The sequence below is a fragment of the Nitrosomonas supralitoralis genome, from assembly GCF_003011925.2.
Classification (GTDB): domain Bacteria; phylum Pseudomonadota; class Gammaproteobacteria; order Burkholderiales; family Nitrosomonadaceae; genus Nitrosomonas; species Nitrosomonas supralitoralis.
The window spans coordinates 1-15,013 of record NZ_PXXU01000033.1 but is presented as its reverse complement, the minus strand read 5'-3'; the positions used below and the strand labels follow the sequence as shown (position 1 = coordinate 15,013).

Here is a 15,013-nt window from a genome sequence, read left to right as displayed (position 1 = left end):
TCGAGTAATCTGTAAATCCTATTCTTTTGCAAGTTTACTTACTCGGAAAATAAAATCTTGTATCTCCCCCTCCCACACACTGTTTTAGTCTATTATTATCCAATTCAACAGTTAATTGTTAGAAATATAACTTTATTGATGTCAATGTGGACCATGGATATTGCTTGAAAAATTAATAGTGCAGTATAGCAAAACCGGAATTAGGCGCTATAACCACCGGTCACAATATGAGCAATACGCCGATCTTTTACATCCTGCCCCACTTCCTGTTTCGCTACCGCATTGGTGGAATCTTTTTTACCATTGATACTTCCCATTGGCGTAACAATTGGCGGTGCATCCGGTATCGAAGGCATGGATGATGATATTGATGGAATGCCTGGCGCCGGTGCAAAAACCGTCTTGGCCGGATCAAAACTCACTGGTGAAGCTATCGGATTACCGGTATCTGGTATGGATGCACCTACCACCGAAGCATAGCGTTTATCCAGGGCGATTCTGTTTGCATCAATGTACTCAGCGGCGGTTGCACTATTTCTCCCATAGTTATTATCAATGCCGAATTGAGTGCTTTGGGATAAGTCACGCTTTGAAAGTCCCTTTTCAGCCCCTTGAATCACTTCCTTGGCTGCAGCCGGTCCTAGTTGGTGCATCATGTAGATGTTTTCTGGCGTGATCGGCAATCCCTGCTTCTTAAGCATGTTCATGTTTTCCACCGCCAGTTTCATGCCACCCTCGATGTTCTGATCAACATCAAAGCGATTCTTAATGCCTACGCCAGTAGCGGTTCTCCCTGTGAACTGAAACAATCCAATGGCGCCGGTCTCGCTGATAGCATTGGGATTGCCTCCGCTTTCCATAGCCGCTATTTTTTGCATCATAACGGGGTCAAGCCCATGTTTCTTTGCTTGAGCGGCGATCTTGGCCTGAATCTCCGCTGGCATTCCACCCGGCAAGTTTGCCGAAGTATTGGCCGCACTGGTTTTCAGTGCGCGTATTCTCTGCGCTTCCGTATCAGTGTAGGTTCCATCGCTGGCCAGTTTATCGCCACCCCTTATACCGTTAAATGTCGCCCTATGCCGGTATCCTTTAGGCATAACCGTTTCGAGAGCAGAGCCTACACCAGCTTCTGCAGTATCGTATGCGCGGCTAATTGCCGATGAAACTCTACCTTTTACTGCTTGGTATCCACTTTTAACTGCATCAGCAGCCGGTTTTAACGCCTTATTGATATCAATGCCCAGTTTATCTTTAACGAATCCGGTAAACGTGGACCAGGCTGACTCTATCTTATTGCTGACGCCCTCAATGAATGAAGTTAATTTTTCGCTAATAAAGTCGAGTGGGCGGCGCATCGTCTCCATTGTTTTGTCATGAGCGGCTGAAAGTTGATTTTTGAACTTCTCGCTCATATACATCCCGATCACGCCCGCAGCCAGTATAGCCAGAGGCAAAACATACCTCATTAACCAACTGCTGCCACCGCTATCGGATCCACCTGATGATTCGGTCGTCTCTTCAATGTTTTTCAGGCTTTTATTGGCCGCTTTATTGAATAACGTTTCATCTTTACGGAATAGCCTTAACTCACCAAAAATGCGGCGAAACCAACGGTCTTTGCGCTTCTCATCGATACTGTTGCCGATTGATAGCATTTCATACCCGCGTGATAACGGCTGAGAAACCTCATTGAATGCCTTGATGGTAGGGTCGGTATCCTCCATGCCTCCACCAATATTCCCAATTGCATCAACTATTTTGTTGGCCGCAGAACTCAGAGCTCTACCGCCTTCCTCATTGGCGTAAGCAGAACTCTCAAAGCTATCATCCGTGCCACCTCGATTCCCGGTGCCGTTTTTTCTTTCAAATCGCCCGGTCGTGGTATTTCTGTTTGCTGGCGCGGAGCCTTTAGCCGCAACACTCTCACCATTCGCAGCTGCGGTTTTGGCGTTCCGTTCGCTTCGAGTAATGGCCTTTCGTTCAAGGGGACTAGCTAGTTGCGAAAATTTACGCTCCCCCAAGTCCTCTCGGAGTGGCTTGGTTATTGGACTGCCTGCCGATGATTTGGCGGCACCCCTGGCTAGTGGTGTAGCTACTTGCGGTCTGGCCGGTGCATCCGGGACTGGTTTTTTAATCCGAACTATCGGTGCCGCTGAGTCGCCCTTGCTGCTACCGGTCAGAACCGCACGGATTGCACGCAAATCTTCCCTGATTTCATTCCAGAGCCCGAAGGTTTTATCAAGATCAACGGATTCCCCAATCAAAAAACCATGATTGTCATGTTTAATCGCCATCTTCAAATTCCTATGCTTTTATGAACGTGTCTATTTGAGAGAATGTCATTTGCACCTCTGCCATAGCATCTTCGCGCCTGGACAGGCTGATTTCAAGATTAGACGGCCTGAACCATCCGATGCTTTCATACGCTCCATACAGCGTGCTTTCTCGGGTAACAAATGAATGAATAATGTTGAACTTGATAGCGTACATTGAAGGTAACCCAACGGTACCATCCTGCGCTACGGCGCTGCTGTGGTGAAGTTCGTACCACTTCTTTATGGTGCCAAACTGATCATCCATGGTGGAAATACGCATTTCAACGGGATCGCTGGTGCGTACTGAATCGATAGTCGAGCCGCCCGTTCTATGTTTATCACTGCCCACGATATACGGCGCGTACTCAATTTCTGTTGCGAACATGTTTAGCCAGGGTGATACCCAGTCACCCATTAATCGGCTGGATGCCTCAATCAGGAATAAGTTTTTTTTGGATAGTCTGGTTGATTGCATTGTCTCAAAGATTCTTAGCGCTTCTGTTGGAGTAATGCCTCCAAATAAAGGTGATGGACGACTCCAATACATTGCCTGGGAAGCTGCAGCACTCATACCCGGTAGAAGTTTATTGAGTAACCCGGAATCGAGTATGCGCAAACCAGCAGCGTTTACATCGCCGCGCATGATATCGCCCACTACACCGGCGCCAACGTTCAATCCGCGTCTTGCCGTGATAGGAACGTGCTTGTTGATCTGGTTAATAACGACATTCCGACCGGTAGCGGCGCCAATACTGCCGATTGCTTTGGCTAGTTCGCCATTGCCCATCATGCTTGCGGCTCTTTGGCCGATGCTATTGGTAATGGAACTGGCGCTGCCAATTACTGAGCCGGTTAATCCACCTCTTGAGAGGGATTGCGCTACATTGTTATATAAACTCATGCCTGCTCACTATTGGTTATTTTCGCCGCTAAAGTTGCCTTTGTTGCCACCAAATCCGCCGCCAAAGTCGCCGCCTTCGCCTTCCGGATCATTTTTCACTTTAACGATGGTTGCAAACAATTTAGCTTGATCGTCATCCAGCATCATGTTTTTGGTCAGGAATTCAGCCATTATTTCTTCGGTAGCGCCCATGTCCTTCATCATTTGAATCGATTGAGCCAATAGCAAGCCGGAATTCATTGAGTCTGCTTTGGTACGCTGTTTTTCTGCTTCAAGTGCAGAGATTGAGCCAAAGAAATTAATGCTCCACGGACGATCTCTTTCATTGAATACAATGCCGTAGCGCTTCATGGTGTGGATATCGATAATCTGGTTGAACATGTCAGCCAGTGATGAGCGGATCATCCGGGCGTTTTCAGCGGCTTGTGCGGATGTTCTAAAAAAGCCACCTTCACCCAGTCCACCCGCCAGTTGATCGGCAAACCCAAGCATCGACAGATCAACACCGATGGCGCCGGACAGCAAGCGTGCATGAATCATCACGTCGTCGATTATGATGCTTTGCATGGTTGATTTATCCGCGCTGGATATGGAAACCAGTTGCTTGTCAGCGTACATCGGAAGGATTGAAGTTACCGTTTCCGGTATCGATCTGCCGTTCTCTATAGCTTCGGCAACGATTCCTTTAATATCCTTGTACATCGAAACAACTGACGCCATAAACCGGTCTTGTTGCTCTTTGGTCATGTTCTGCATCTGCAGCCCTACAATTCTGTGATCGAGCGATGCCTTCCATCGTTGACTGACCATGCCAAGTAACGTTGAATTGAAGTTGTTATACGCCTCTTCCGCGTTATACAAGAGCGAACCACCGGCCATGCTTGGCATGAGGGGTAATTCGTTAAGATCATCCTCGGTAATGGCAATCCTGAGCGATTTCTCAACCACTCCATACTGAGGTGTCCATTGTGTGCGCGACATTTTTAATCGAGCCATTTGCGATACATCCAACCGCTCAAAATTGCGTCTGCCCGTAAAAACAGCATAACCAACCGTGCGATTGCCACGTTCGAACGGCTGCACCATTGGCGGTCTGACCATTTCATCGGTGCTGACATCAATCACGCCCCGGTTATCCGTGTAAACGCGGCCATAGGCATCACCAAATACCGCACCTATATACGCGGTCTGAAATGCAATTCTGTTGAATATGGGTTGTAAGTCTTCGGCTGTCTCTTCGACTATCCGGATCAGTCTTTTATCCTTGCTGGCAGCAGGTGTCGTCTCCATAAATACAATATCGCCGTTTGTCTCATGCCCACCCAGTGCTGACGTGACAAGCAGCTTCAATGCCGATGATACGACTGCATCAGACTCCATTTCACTCCACTTGTTGTAGATTTGCTGTCTCGACCTGGCTGATTTTTTGCCAGATCCAAGCAAGGATGCGATCGTCGTAATGCCTGATCCATAAAGGAAAGTATCTGCAGGTTGGATTTCCTGAGCGGGGCTTAAATATTCGGATTTCCAGCGCTTTCGCTGTATTCCAAGGCTTGCGAGTAAACCGGGCTTTTTGGTTAGTTTATTGTTTGAGGTAGGCATAGGTCACACGATGGCAAATGATGCGCAGATATTAGGGTGTGTTACGTCATGAAATACCTCGCATTTTCCGCAGAAAGAGCGCTTATACGGAAAAACACAGCTAGTTTGCTGACACATAGGCGGCATTATTGAAGAAATTCACCGAATGGAGTCAGCTATGCCAACTACTACACCCATGATCCGATATTCACTTAAAGAACGAGGCCGCAAATACACCGGTCAGGCTCGTAACTTCAATATCCAGAGGATTTTTGATAACGTTAATGGCGATGCGTGCCAGGAAACAGTTAATTCCAGAGGTATGATTGGTTACTACGGTCACTTCCCAAGAATCCGGTTCGGAATGAACCCGGCTGAAGGCGGTTTAGATGGCGGCAAGTACGTTCCAGTGCAACCGGCATTCGTAACCACGCACCTCAAGGTAACAATGGACGGCATTGTAGAGCATCAGGCTGAATTCCTGGATACCGCAGCAGGGCAAGTCGCAGAGAAACTATTTTTTCAGAAAGTGGGAGGGTTCTCATCTGCAATCGATGAAAAAAGACCGCAATTCTATGGCTTCGATTACGTTCTGCAACCTAATTACCTGAATAACTCGTTCCGAGGTGTTGCGCTTGACGATGCTTTGAGCGGCAATACTGGTGAGCTCACATACGATGATGTGTACGCCGCTGAACAGGAAGAACATGCGCGCTCAATGATTGTGCTGCTGGATAGCATTAATTCAGAACGCGAAGCTACTAGTGCGATTATTGAAAGACTGCAAGCTGAGAATGAGCAATTCCTGTCGCTGTTGGCAGGCAAAGGAATCGACGCAAACTCTATTCTCGATGCCGCGACAATAACACCGTTAGTAGTGACTACAAACCCTGTCAACATGATGCAAAAGGACCGTGATTATTTTCACTCGGTAGAGAAATTGCCAGCGTTTGAAAAGCCGGTCGAGAAAGAAACCAAGGAGCATGAAGTTAACCCCACATTTGGGCGGTTGATTAACAAGTTCATGAGGTAATCGGGGTATGTTTCAGCCGGTCAAAAAGGCTTTTGGCGAGTATATGGGCAGATATTATGACGGGATCGTGCCCACTACCAAGTCTCTGAATGAGTATATAGCTCGCGGATTACCAAAAAGTGTCGTATGGGCGCCATCGCGCATGGTCGATGTTATTGAAGATATGCTGGCTGCCTGGCAGAGAGAGGACGTAGATAACACGCCAACTAACCCGGTAGATATGCCGGTCACTATTATTGCAGTGGCCGAAGATTATGTGCCCTCCGGACGAGATTACACTAGGCAGATATCGGAGGAAGTGCTTTTCACGTTTCCGGATGATGCCAAGGAGCGCATGTTTAAACTTCAGGCGATTGCCGGTGATATCCGTGCGCAGATAGTATTTGCCGCACATGATGAGCCCACAGCCAAATCACTCGCTTCACAATTCCTTTTATACATTGATTCCGCACCTAACCGCAGATTTGATGCGAAATACACCTTTGCCGGATTCATTGATATGTGGCCAGTGCAGATTGAATCCGCCGATTCTCCTGCTATGGCCATAAAAACGGAAGCAAAGAATCTTACGATCCTGGCTGTTGATCTCACTCTAAAAGCATCCACGCCTCTATTCAAAGCGCCTGCAGACAACGAACCCAATGACGGCAAAGGAACCCCAGGAGATCCCCTCGATCCTTCCGGGTACCCAGTCGTTGATCAGGTGGATTTTGATGCCAAACCGATTAATAAACAAACCACGGTAACTTAATTATGGATGACTCAACGATGAATATCATTTACGAAATTGACATTGACTTGATTAAGCAGGTCGCTACTTATTACCTGCTTGCAGGTTTGGTTTTCTTGTTTGCTGTCTTGCATTTTGGCTTCAAAAACCCGGATGAGAAGACAGATATTGCCAGCAATCTAGGTGTTGTGGTCATGACAGTGATTGCATTTTGGCCATATAACCTCATTTGCCTGGTGTTTTCGTGGCCGGTTTGGACAATGCCGGTTGGTGAGCTCTTCCGGAAGCATAGATGATTCAGCAAATACAGGCTACGTTCGCAGGATATGGCGGTCGAGCCTGTACGTTATTTTCTGCCTTATACAAAGATACGAACATCCTTGTTATTGGTGCGGAAGCTGAATACAGAACAGAGCGGCGCGATGGTTGCGTGGTTGTTACCAACGACCCCGATATACCGCGCGATAGTCTATTCGAGGATCTTGATCTCAAACAGGCGATATCAGCTTTCTACTCTTTAAAGTCCGGCATTGCTGTTGATGGCAAAAGTTCTCGCCTGGTTATCTCTGATCGTGCTGCACGAGCCAACCCTGAGTCATCAATTGAAAAAGACGGCATTGATAATTCAGGCCCAGTATTCCGCGTTGCTGACGGAGTGACGTGCAGTCAGATTGCCGCTCTTGCTACTTGCCTGTATGCAATTAGAGCGGGAACCATAGAAAGTGCTGTAATCATGTCTGAGCAATTACTGGCTTTGTCACGCGGCCAGATCGTAACAATATAGAGGCCATCATTCGATGATCGATAACAATTCCGTAGCTGCCAAGGATTTCTACAAGGAAGTCAGGATTTTTGCAGATAGCATTAAGCCATGGGAGACGGCCATATTCTACGAAACAAAGCCCGATGAAGCCTACGACCTTTCCCTGGTATCTCAGCGCGTATACGGTCGCCGTGATGAGTATCTTGCTGTCATGGCTGCTGCCGGTCTGGATATGTTCGATCAGGCTTTGCCGCAAAAACGCATCATTCTGCCCACTGAAAGCCAGTTATACGCCATCAAACGTCGTACCGGGTTCGAGTCTATTGGCGCCTATCGAGAAAATTTCTCGCCAACCTGGGCTGAATAAACCCGGCCATGGCTAATTTAATACTTGGAAAAATTAGAGCCAGTATCGGCAGGCTGAAGGGGCATGTCAGCGAAGCCAAGGCTAATGCCAGGGAGGATTTGCGCGAACGCCAGGCGGCTGAAAAGTCACCGCGTTCAATCATCCTTACCAAGAATGAAGTGCAGGGTGAATGGGATGCAAGTCGCGTGCTAATGACAACCATGGGCGGTCAGGTAAGACCAATTACCACCAGCGATCTTGCGCAATTCCGTCATAACATGAAGTTAGCGCAAAGAAACTTTAATGGCGATGGAATAACTGCCCGGCAAGTGATTGATTTAGCCGCTTCCAGGCCGATGCCAGGATCCGGACCAGAAACCGATCTGGATCGAGCCAAGAAACAAATCACTATGGCGGTACCGGCGTCAGCCATGAATGGTCAAATTAGATTTATTACCAATGCCGGACCCGATTCCGATGTGAACCGACACCATGTATTGGTGCGTTTCAATGCATTCGCTGAAGCTGCCAATCGTCTCATGTCCTCCAAGGCCAGGGATAGCAAAACCCCGAAGCAAATGGCCAACTGGCTGAGAAAACAAAAACTCGCGTTTGATTGTGATTGTGGCCGCCATCGATATTGGTTCCGTTATATCAGCACCATAGGAAACTTCAATGCTGGCCGGAAAGAAATGGGATTCCCAAAGATCAGGAACCCGAATCTAAAAGGTGTTGCGTGCAAGCATGTGCTGCGAGTCATGGCCGAAGTGGAGTCATCGGGTACCGTGCTCAACTTTCTTGCTAAACACATGGAGAAATTGCACGCTTCAAAAGATAACACGGCCAAACACAATGCCCGGCAAGCGGATATCGACAAACAAAAAGCCAGTGCTACGCGCATCAAGACCAGTGATCAGCGTGCGGCAGAGCGTGCCAGGGCGAGAGAAAAGAAGGCCATTCATGATGCAGCCAAGAAGGTCAAGAGAATTGCCCGTAAACCGGTTGCTACCAGAAAGATCGAGGCTGCACTGGAATCGGGTCAACTATCAGCGTCAGACTTGGCGGTACTGCGCAAATTCAATATGACAGACAAACAGATTGCCGCAAAACTAGGAGGTAGTTAGTCATGCTTAATAATGTGCCAGGCGCGGTTAATCGAATGACAAGAAACATCGTCATTAACCATCCTAATACATGGGAATGCCAGGTATTCAGAAAGACCGTTAATCGCGTTGGTGAGTCTATGTCAGGTGGAATGCCTACCCTGGGTGGAGTCGGTGTTATGTCTGCTGACGATGAAGAGGATGTTTCGTTCGAGCTTGTGGGTATCGGATATGCGCTACAGGCCGAAATGTTCTCAGCATCATCCATGATGGACCGTCAGGATGCCAATAATGGTTTCGCCGGTGAATTCCGATTTCTGATCGAGCCCGAAGCACCAACAGGAATGCCCGGTAACTTCACAATCAAGAAGCGCGATGTTTTTTACCTGGTTATTTCTGACGACGTGAAACTTGCATTTGAGATAGTTGACGTGGAAACGGTTATCAATATCCCGCCATTTGCTATGCGTTATGTAGCTAATCGTCGTGGTGATCTTGATATTTAATTTGTTAAATTGTTGGGGGACTAAGTGAACTGATGATTGTATCGCGCACAGAACGTATAGGTTAATTAGCTCTGCATGGGAAGCGCAGTAGCTTTAAGCCAGCATTTTCACATACTTTTTCTATAAATAAAGCTTATAACGATTTTAGCCAGGCTCCCAAATGGCTTCGGGTAGAATAATTGGGCAAATCAGGATGTCCATAATGAAAGGTAGTCTGCACATGTGCAATTTCCAATTTCTTGTTTTTAACATTATTCCAGATTGGAATGGTTTTGCCAGATTTGGGGGGTTCTAAACCGTTTAAACTCAAAATAAGTTGGGAATATACAGAGGTCGAGAACCTAGTTGATAGTATCACTTCATCATATACCTCATCGTTGAGAACAATAATTCCGCTAATAATAAAATCATTGCTGTATTTATCACCTAAATATATTAAAGCGCCGGCGGAATTCTCTAATCTATGCTTTTTAATTTCATTCGAGTTTCTATGAGCAGACATCAAATTTAACTCAAATATTAATTCATTCGGTTTTTCGCCTCCTGAAAATTTGAATTGTTGTATGCCATTTTCGAGCATTTTAAATCGAGAAAAAATACGCCACTTCGACTGAAGTGATGATCGATCTTTATCATTTATCTGTATAGATTCGATATAGTTAATCCAATGTAGATTTTTTAAGGTTATATTCATTTTTTGATTATCATATATTTAAAGCTCTAATTTTTTTTTCGGCTAAAGCTTTTATTATATCTCTGAGTGTAATAATTCCTCGTGGCTTCATGTTGTGATCAACGATTGGAATACATGAAAAACTATGCGTACTAAATATCTGAATCACATCATCGATAGTTGCAGTTGTTGATAGCACAACAGGATTTCGGCTCATAATATGATGAACACGTTTATTCAATGTTGCGGTATCCTTAAGTGTCTCTGTTATTTTTCCAATATTTGGACTCAACGCCTTATACAAATCCAGGTCCGAGACTACTCCTAAAACTTTTCCTGATTCGACCACAACTAAGTGGTGAATATTATATTTTTCAAATATTTCCTTGACTATCGATATCTTGTCTTCTAATCCAATGGTAATAAGATATTTATTCATTAAATCAGTCACTAACATTACAATATTCCTTATCAATTGAAAAATATTTGAATTAAATCAAATATTAAAAATCTTGGAATGACACACTAAAACTATTAATTCTATATATTTTGTTAGTAAACGCGCAATATTTAAGTGCGGGTCATAGTTGAAGAGTGCACTTATTGTACAGAGCATAAAATAGCTTATTAATCATATTGCAAGCGGTTATTATCATAGGGTGAAACGTACGCTTTTATCTGATTTTTTCATATTATCTCTAAATTCTTCGATTAGATCGAAGAAGTCGAGATTAAATTCTATAGGTGAAAGCGTAAGAAAATGAAGCCGATTCGCAAAAACTCCACATGATAAAATTTGGCATGGAAATGGATCAATAATAGGTGGAATAATGTCATTTTCTGCGGGTGCATAGTGAATCCACAAAAATTCACCTTCAGGAATTTCAGGATCTTTTTCACAGACAATATATGGAATATACCCGGATACAAGTAAAATAATTTCGTCCTGGTTTAGTTTTAAACTGTAATCGCCTTCTTCATCTTTGTTAACTTTCTTCATTGACCTTTTTTATAATTAATAAGTAGTTAATATGAAAAGATGCTAAAGACTACTATTACGGATTCAGTTAAATACAAAAATAGTAAGAAATTTCTTAATTATTGGTAGGAAAAATACTTTTTTGATGATACAGCGAAGTTAAGATAAAAAAAGAATCGAAGTAGGTATCCGGTCCTATGCCTTCAAGCGAAGGCTATATCCTTTGCTCAAGTCACATGCTAAGTAAGCATTTCCAGCTAAAAGCGGAAAAACTCCCATTTTAGAAATTATTAGACTCTCAAAATACGGGCTTCTATCGGGTTCAGTGTGATTTAGCTCATTGATTCCGGTGATAGTTGCCCGGTCTTTAGTCCGGGTGTGTGAATAAAACCATAGGACCAAAGACAATGACCACCATCAAGCGTACAAATCAAGAATATCTGAACAATAAGACTGCGGAAGTGGCAGTGTTTATTGATAACCTGAAAGAAAATGCCATTAAGTCTGGAACTTTCGATTCCGCTGCTGCGATGGATTTTATCGACACAGCAAGCAATCAGAATACCGGCATAAAGATTCCTGAAAAGCTTCAAGTGGTTCTGGATAACGTTGATAGCAAGGATTCTTCGCGCATTACCCGAGCATTGCTGGATAGCGTGAACGTGTACGAATCACAGCACGGCGTCGAAGCACCTGCTGACGTGATCGAGCAAGCGATTCATTCCGCTTATGCCACGACCGACACGGCACGCAGACAACATAAGTTACCGACTCTTGATTCTGCTGATTCAAATCACCACGATCAAATCTCACTGCAACCTAACCGCGCTGTTGTTGCGATTCTGTCAGCAATGGGAGATGCAATCCCGTTTGCTCATTATCTCCCTGCAGATATCGGATCAAACGAAGGCATTCTGGCGATCATGTCTCACCGCGCTGGCAATACCTTTGGTCAATACGCTGAAGGCGGTTCATTGGATGGCGTTAACTCGGGCGATTCCTACATTTCATCTTCTCGCGTGAATAAGAGTATGCCTGATTCTGGCACCGGTGCAGTGACCGGCGCGTTAACCTCGATTCAGGATACTGACGAGACATGCGCTGGCGGTTCAACCGTCAAATTGCTGCGCGGTCGCTCAATTGTTTATGTGAACGGCATTCCTGCTGCGAAAGAAGTTGATTCAACCGGATCCGGTAATTCAGCCGTAAGCGGCACCATAGTCGTTGCTGGAACGAGTTACAGCATCGGTGGAACGATCAATACCGATACCGGCGTTTATGCACTGACTACCACTCCAAAACTGCCAGATACCGTGCCGGTCATCGTAGAGGGCTTCCTTGATTTTGAGCGTGCGCCTGAATTAACGCCGTCAATCGTGACTGCTGTTAATACGTTCAGACTGTACGCAAAGCCATGGAGAGTGACCACTTATCAAACCATGGACAGCCGCACTCAAATCGCTAATGAATTGGGTCTGGATGCTTACAGCGAAGGCGTTATCTCTGTGCAAACCCAGTTTGCGAACGAGCGTCATTATGAAGTTCTGAGAAAAGGCAAGCGTATCGCTGTAAACAATCAGGCAACCTTCGACTTTGATTGGGCTGCACGTTCACAGCAGTTGTTGAAGTCACAAATCATGATTGATTTGGCGTCTGCTTTGGGTGCTGTGTCTCAGCAGATGGCAATCGACACAATGGATCACGGCATGACCCACATCTATGTAGGAAAGAAGATGGCCGCAATCATACAAGGAATGTCGCGTGAAGTTTTCGAGCCATCAGGTATCGCAGAACGTCCTTCAATATTCCGCATAGGTCGCTTGTTTGGTCGCTATGAAGTCTACTACACGCCAAAAGTGGTCGTTGAAACCTCTAACGCTTCACAAATCCTGGGGTTTGGTCGAGCAACCAGCGTTCCAATGAATCCTTTCGTACTGGGTGATGCTGTGCCTCCAACTGTTCTGCCGCTGGCATTGAATGCCGATCTGAAACAAGGCGCTGCTTTCTATGCGCGCAATTTCACGACGGTTAATCCGTTCCCGCAAGCAGCCCTCGGATGCGCACTGATTAATGTAACCAACATGCCTTAATCGTAGCATTCGATAGCCGAGCAATAAGAGAAAGGAGTACCAGAATGACTAGAAAACGAGTCGAACTTGGCGCTCCTTCCCTAACGGGAAGGGTGGCCGAGTTAATAGCTGAGGCGTTTGCCGGATGCGTTTATCCAGTAGATGTTGAAGCGGTCAATCGCATGCCCCACGATATTACCCTCTCAGAAGTGCGAGGACTTTATCTTCGTGGTGTCACAGCTTCCGATGGATCCAACAAAAAAGTGGTGCAGATAGAGAGTGAAGATCAATTCGTTCGACTTGCATCCAGCGTTCAACAAATCGCCGCGCTAAACGGTCATGAATATGTGGTTATGACTATCGAGACGATTGCAAGGGATGAGCAGCCAAGCGATCCTAAGACGGAAGTTGACCTGAATTTAGAGCCAGAAAGCAAAGAGCCGCCCGGTGATGAATCAGGCAGTGGCGCTGGTGATGATTCAGAGAATGATGACGGCAAAACCGATCATTCGGACGAAACCCCGGGTGCCAATCCTGACGATGACAAAGAAGGCAAAGAGCCGCACGTAGAAAATGAACTCACCCCACCCCAAGCAAACGATGAAACCACGGAAACTCATCCTGATAAAAAAGGAAGTTCCAAGAAGCCAGGCAAATCGCACGCAAACAGCAACAAAAACGGAGGTTAATAAGCAATGACTACCACTTTCGTTAGACAACTGGGTGCCGAATCTGGCGTGCAACTTAACCCTCTGCGCGATAATTCTGAAGTTCCGTCACAGGACAATCAGGATCAGGTGTTAGCAATAATGATGCGCTCTGCACGTGGCCGTATAGATAAACCCTTCAAGGTGGATCGCGGCAATGTGCTTAAAAAACTTGGGAAGGGCGAACTAATCCGCGCTTCGGCTTTGAATGAAGCCTGGGTGCACGTAGTTGAAGCGCTTAATAATGGCGCTTATGAGGCGGTTGTGCAACGATTGGTAACTAACTCAGCCCTGATAAAATGGGCTGTTATAACCGCCTCAACCGACACGCCAGCATTTACAACCTCACATGCTCCCGCAGTGTTAACGGCTGTTGTCAATGCCGGTGCGATCACTTCTGTGACCGTTGTGAGTGGTGGAACTGATTATGCTGGAACGGAATCAATCACAGTAGGCGGACCCGGCACCGGCGCCACGCTAACCCCGGTGTTTACGAACGGAGTTATTACCTCTGTGACTGTAACGGCTGCGGGCACCGGATTCTCGACGGCGCCAGAGCTCACCATTCTCCCAACATCAGAGGCGCCTGTCGGCACTTATTTCTTTGCGGTGAAGCATGTTGAGTGCTTTAACGATGGGATTATTGTTGAGTTTCGCGCTGATGAGAAGAAAACGGGTGGTTCTGCGGTCGCAAATGACATTATCACTTTGCGTATCAGAGATAAGTCAGGAATCCTGATTCAGGAATTCACCGGATCGCTCAATGCGGATGCCAAAGATGATTTTGGTGGATCTGCTTATCTGCCTGACGTGGTATCTGCGCAAACCGACCTGGTTGAAGTGTTGGTTGGTGTGACTGGCGGCACTGCTGTGGTTGCAACCACCTCAGATGCCTACGGATACAACACGAGCGGATTGGAGAAATGGGCTAAATCGGGTGTTTTGACATGCTTTGTAGAAGGTGGAACCGCTTATTCAACGGATGACTACGTAGCTGCACGGCAGAAATTGCAGTATACGCCGTTCAATTACACCTACATTTCATCGGGTGGCTCTCAGTCTGCGGCTCTCCTGGGGCAATTGGCTCAACTGGCGTTCGATACTAACCGCCAGTTGCGATTCGATGTGCCCGGAAACCTTAACCCTGCTGCCGCGATTGCTTTCGTAGAGCAGTTGAATCTTGGTGCAAATGAAACTTCTCACTTGATTCATGCTTTTTGGGCTCCAGTCAAATCAAATGACCCTGCGGGTATCAATCCAAATGACTATTTTGGTATGGCTACGCTGAATATCGCATATGCGTGTGC

At 46.1% G+C, this 15,013-nt stretch carries 15 protein-coding genes and 1 pseudogene; 10 read left to right on the top strand and 6 right to left on the bottom strand.

Annotated features, from left to right (window positions below; genetic code table 11):
- Positions 1 to 200: 200 nt before the first annotated feature.
- The 3 genes from C7H79_RS11005 to C7H79_RS10995 are packed head-to-tail and all read right to left on the bottom strand — an operon-like array spanning position 201 to position 4,818.
- Positions 201 to 2,294, bottom strand: coding sequence for a transglycosylase SLT domain-containing protein (locus C7H79_RS11005; protein ID WP_106707317.1), 2,094 nt, complete (start codon positions 2,292 to 2,294; stop codon positions 201 to 203).
- Positions 2,295 to 2,304: 10 nt separating this feature from the next.
- Positions 2,305 to 3,216 (bottom strand): hypothetical protein, encoded by a 912-nt coding sequence (locus C7H79_RS11000; protein ID WP_106707316.1) that lies wholly within the window; start codon positions 3,214 to 3,216, stop codon positions 2,305 to 2,307.
- Positions 3,217 to 3,225: 9 nt separating this feature from the next.
- Entirely contained in the window at positions 3,226 to 4,818 is a 1,593-nt protein-coding gene (locus tag C7H79_RS10995; protein ID WP_197714627.1) for a hypothetical protein, read from the bottom strand.
- Between the two features lie 157 nt (positions 4,819 to 4,975).
- Here C7H79_RS10995 and C7H79_RS10990 point away from each other — a divergent pair, with 157 nt between their 5' ends.
- From C7H79_RS10990 to C7H79_RS10960, 7 genes are read left to right on the top strand one after another with little or no spacing between them, the layout of a single operon-like run.
- Positions 4,976 to 5,830 (top strand): hypothetical protein, encoded by an 855-nt coding sequence (locus tag C7H79_RS10990; protein WP_106707315.1) that lies wholly within the window; start codon positions 4,976 to 4,978, stop codon positions 5,828 to 5,830.
- 7 nt (positions 5,831 to 5,837) lie between these two features.
- Positions 5,838 to 6,581, top strand: coding sequence for a hypothetical protein (locus C7H79_RS10985; RefSeq protein WP_106707314.1), 744 nt, complete (start codon positions 5,838 to 5,840; stop codon positions 6,579 to 6,581).
- Positions 6,582 to 6,598: 17 nt separating this feature from the next.
- Positions 6,599 to 6,856 (top strand): hypothetical protein, encoded by a 258-nt coding sequence (locus tag C7H79_RS10980; protein WP_106707313.1) that lies wholly within the window; start codon positions 6,599 to 6,601, stop codon positions 6,854 to 6,856.
- Positions 6,853 to 7,344, top strand: coding sequence for a hypothetical protein (locus C7H79_RS10975; protein WP_106707312.1), 492 nt, complete (start codon positions 6,853 to 6,855; stop codon positions 7,342 to 7,344). Before C7H79_RS10980 ends, C7H79_RS10975 begins: the two co-directional genes overlap by 4 nt.
- 13 nt (positions 7,345 to 7,357) lie before the next feature.
- Entirely contained in the window at positions 7,358 to 7,690 is a 333-nt protein-coding gene (locus C7H79_RS10970) for a hypothetical protein (RefSeq protein ID WP_106707311.1), read from the top strand.
- Positions 7,691 to 7,698: 8 nt separating this feature from the next.
- Entirely contained in the window at positions 7,699 to 8,793 is a 1,095-nt protein-coding gene (locus C7H79_RS10965) for a hypothetical protein (protein ID WP_106707310.1), read from the top strand.
- Positions 8,794 to 8,795: 2 nt separating this feature from the next.
- The gene (locus tag C7H79_RS10960) at positions 8,796 to 9,278 is read left to right on the top strand and encodes a hypothetical protein (RefSeq protein ID WP_106707309.1); all 483 of its coding nucleotides are present in this window, start codon (positions 8,796 to 8,798) and stop codon (positions 9,276 to 9,278) included.
- A gap of 133 nt (positions 9,279 to 9,411) precedes the next feature.
- Here the strand turns inward: C7H79_RS10960 and C7H79_RS10955 are convergent, their stop codons facing one another.
- The 3 genes from C7H79_RS10955 to C7H79_RS10945 all read right to left on the bottom strand — a co-directional run bounded on the left by C7H79_RS10955 (position 9,412) and on the right by C7H79_RS10945 (position 10,951).
- Complete coding sequence (locus tag C7H79_RS10955) at positions 9,412 to 9,972, bottom strand: hypothetical protein (protein WP_106707308.1); 561 nt, start codon at positions 9,970 to 9,972, stop codon at positions 9,412 to 9,414.
- Between the two features lie 10 nt (positions 9,973 to 9,982).
- On the bottom strand, positions 9,983 to 10,408 hold the full coding sequence (locus tag C7H79_RS10950; protein WP_106707307.1) for a CBS domain-containing protein: 426 nt from the start codon (positions 10,406 to 10,408) through the stop codon (positions 9,983 to 9,985).
- A 195-nt stretch (positions 10,409 to 10,603) separates the two neighbouring features.
- Entirely contained in the window at positions 10,604 to 10,951 is a 348-nt protein-coding gene (locus C7H79_RS10945) for a hypothetical protein (RefSeq protein WP_106707306.1), read from the bottom strand.
- Between the two features lie 386 nt (positions 10,952 to 11,337).
- Between C7H79_RS10945 and C7H79_RS10940 the strand changes: the two genes are divergently transcribed.
- From C7H79_RS10940 to C7H79_RS10930, 3 genes and pseudogenes are all read left to right on the top strand, one after another.
- Positions 11,338 to 13,020: a hypothetical protein gene (locus C7H79_RS10940; protein ID WP_106707305.1), complete on the top strand. Its 1,683-nt coding sequence runs from the start codon at positions 11,338 to 11,340 to the stop codon at positions 13,018 to 13,020.
- 44 nt (positions 13,021 to 13,064) lie between these two features.
- Positions 13,065 to 13,688, top strand: a complete 624-nt coding sequence (locus C7H79_RS10935) for a hypothetical protein (protein WP_106707304.1) — start codon at positions 13,065 to 13,067, stop codon at positions 13,686 to 13,688.
- A 6-nt stretch (positions 13,689 to 13,694) separates the two neighbouring features.
- Positions 13,695 to 15,013 (top strand): annotated as a pseudogene (locus tag C7H79_RS10930) (hypothetical protein); the annotation flags it as partial.

What these genes read in the sequence shown, in the direction of transcription:
- C7H79_RS11005 (WP_106707317.1), bottom strand. Translation starts at nt 2,294, where the DNA reads ATGGCGATTAAACATGACAATCATGGTTTTTTGATTGGGGAATCCGTT.
- C7H79_RS11000 (WP_106707316.1), bottom strand. Translation starts at nt 3,216, where the DNA reads ATGAGTTTATATAACAATGTAGCGCAATCCCTCTCAAGAGGTGGATTA.
- C7H79_RS10995 (WP_197714627.1), bottom strand. Translation starts at nt 4,818, where the DNA reads ATGCCTACCTCAAACAATAAACTAACCAAAAAGCCCGGTTTACTCGCA.
- C7H79_RS10990 (WP_106707315.1), top strand. Translation starts at nt 4,976, where the DNA reads ATGCCAACTACTACACCCATGATCCGATATTCACTTAAAGAACGAGGC.
- C7H79_RS10985 (WP_106707314.1), top strand. Translation starts at nt 5,838, where the DNA reads ATGTTTCAGCCGGTCAAAAAGGCTTTTGGCGAGTATATGGGCAGATAT.
- C7H79_RS10980 (WP_106707313.1), top strand. Translation starts at nt 6,599, where the DNA reads ATGAATATCATTTACGAAATTGACATTGACTTGATTAAGCAGGTCGCT.
- C7H79_RS10975 (WP_106707312.1), top strand. Translation starts at nt 6,853, where the DNA reads ATGATTCAGCAAATACAGGCTACGTTCGCAGGATATGGCGGTCGAGCC.
- C7H79_RS10970 (WP_106707311.1), top strand. Translation starts at nt 7,358, where the DNA reads ATGATCGATAACAATTCCGTAGCTGCCAAGGATTTCTACAAGGAAGTC.
- C7H79_RS10965 (WP_106707310.1), top strand. Translation starts at nt 7,699, where the DNA reads ATGGCTAATTTAATACTTGGAAAAATTAGAGCCAGTATCGGCAGGCTG.
- C7H79_RS10960 (WP_106707309.1), top strand. Translation starts at nt 8,796, where the DNA reads ATGCTTAATAATGTGCCAGGCGCGGTTAATCGAATGACAAGAAACATC.
- C7H79_RS10955 (WP_106707308.1), bottom strand. Translation starts at nt 9,972, where the DNA reads ATGAATATAACCTTAAAAAATCTACATTGGATTAACTATATCGAATCT.
- C7H79_RS10950 (WP_106707307.1), bottom strand. Translation starts at nt 10,408, where the DNA reads ATGTTAGTGACTGATTTAATGAATAAATATCTTATTACCATTGGATTA.
- C7H79_RS10945 (WP_106707306.1), bottom strand. Translation starts at nt 10,951, where the DNA reads ATGAAGAAAGTTAACAAAGATGAAGAAGGCGATTACAGTTTAAAACTA.
- C7H79_RS10940 (WP_106707305.1), top strand. Translation starts at nt 11,338, where the DNA reads ATGACCACCATCAAGCGTACAAATCAAGAATATCTGAACAATAAGACT.
- C7H79_RS10935 (WP_106707304.1), top strand. Translation starts at nt 13,065, where the DNA reads ATGACTAGAAAACGAGTCGAACTTGGCGCTCCTTCCCTAACGGGAAGG.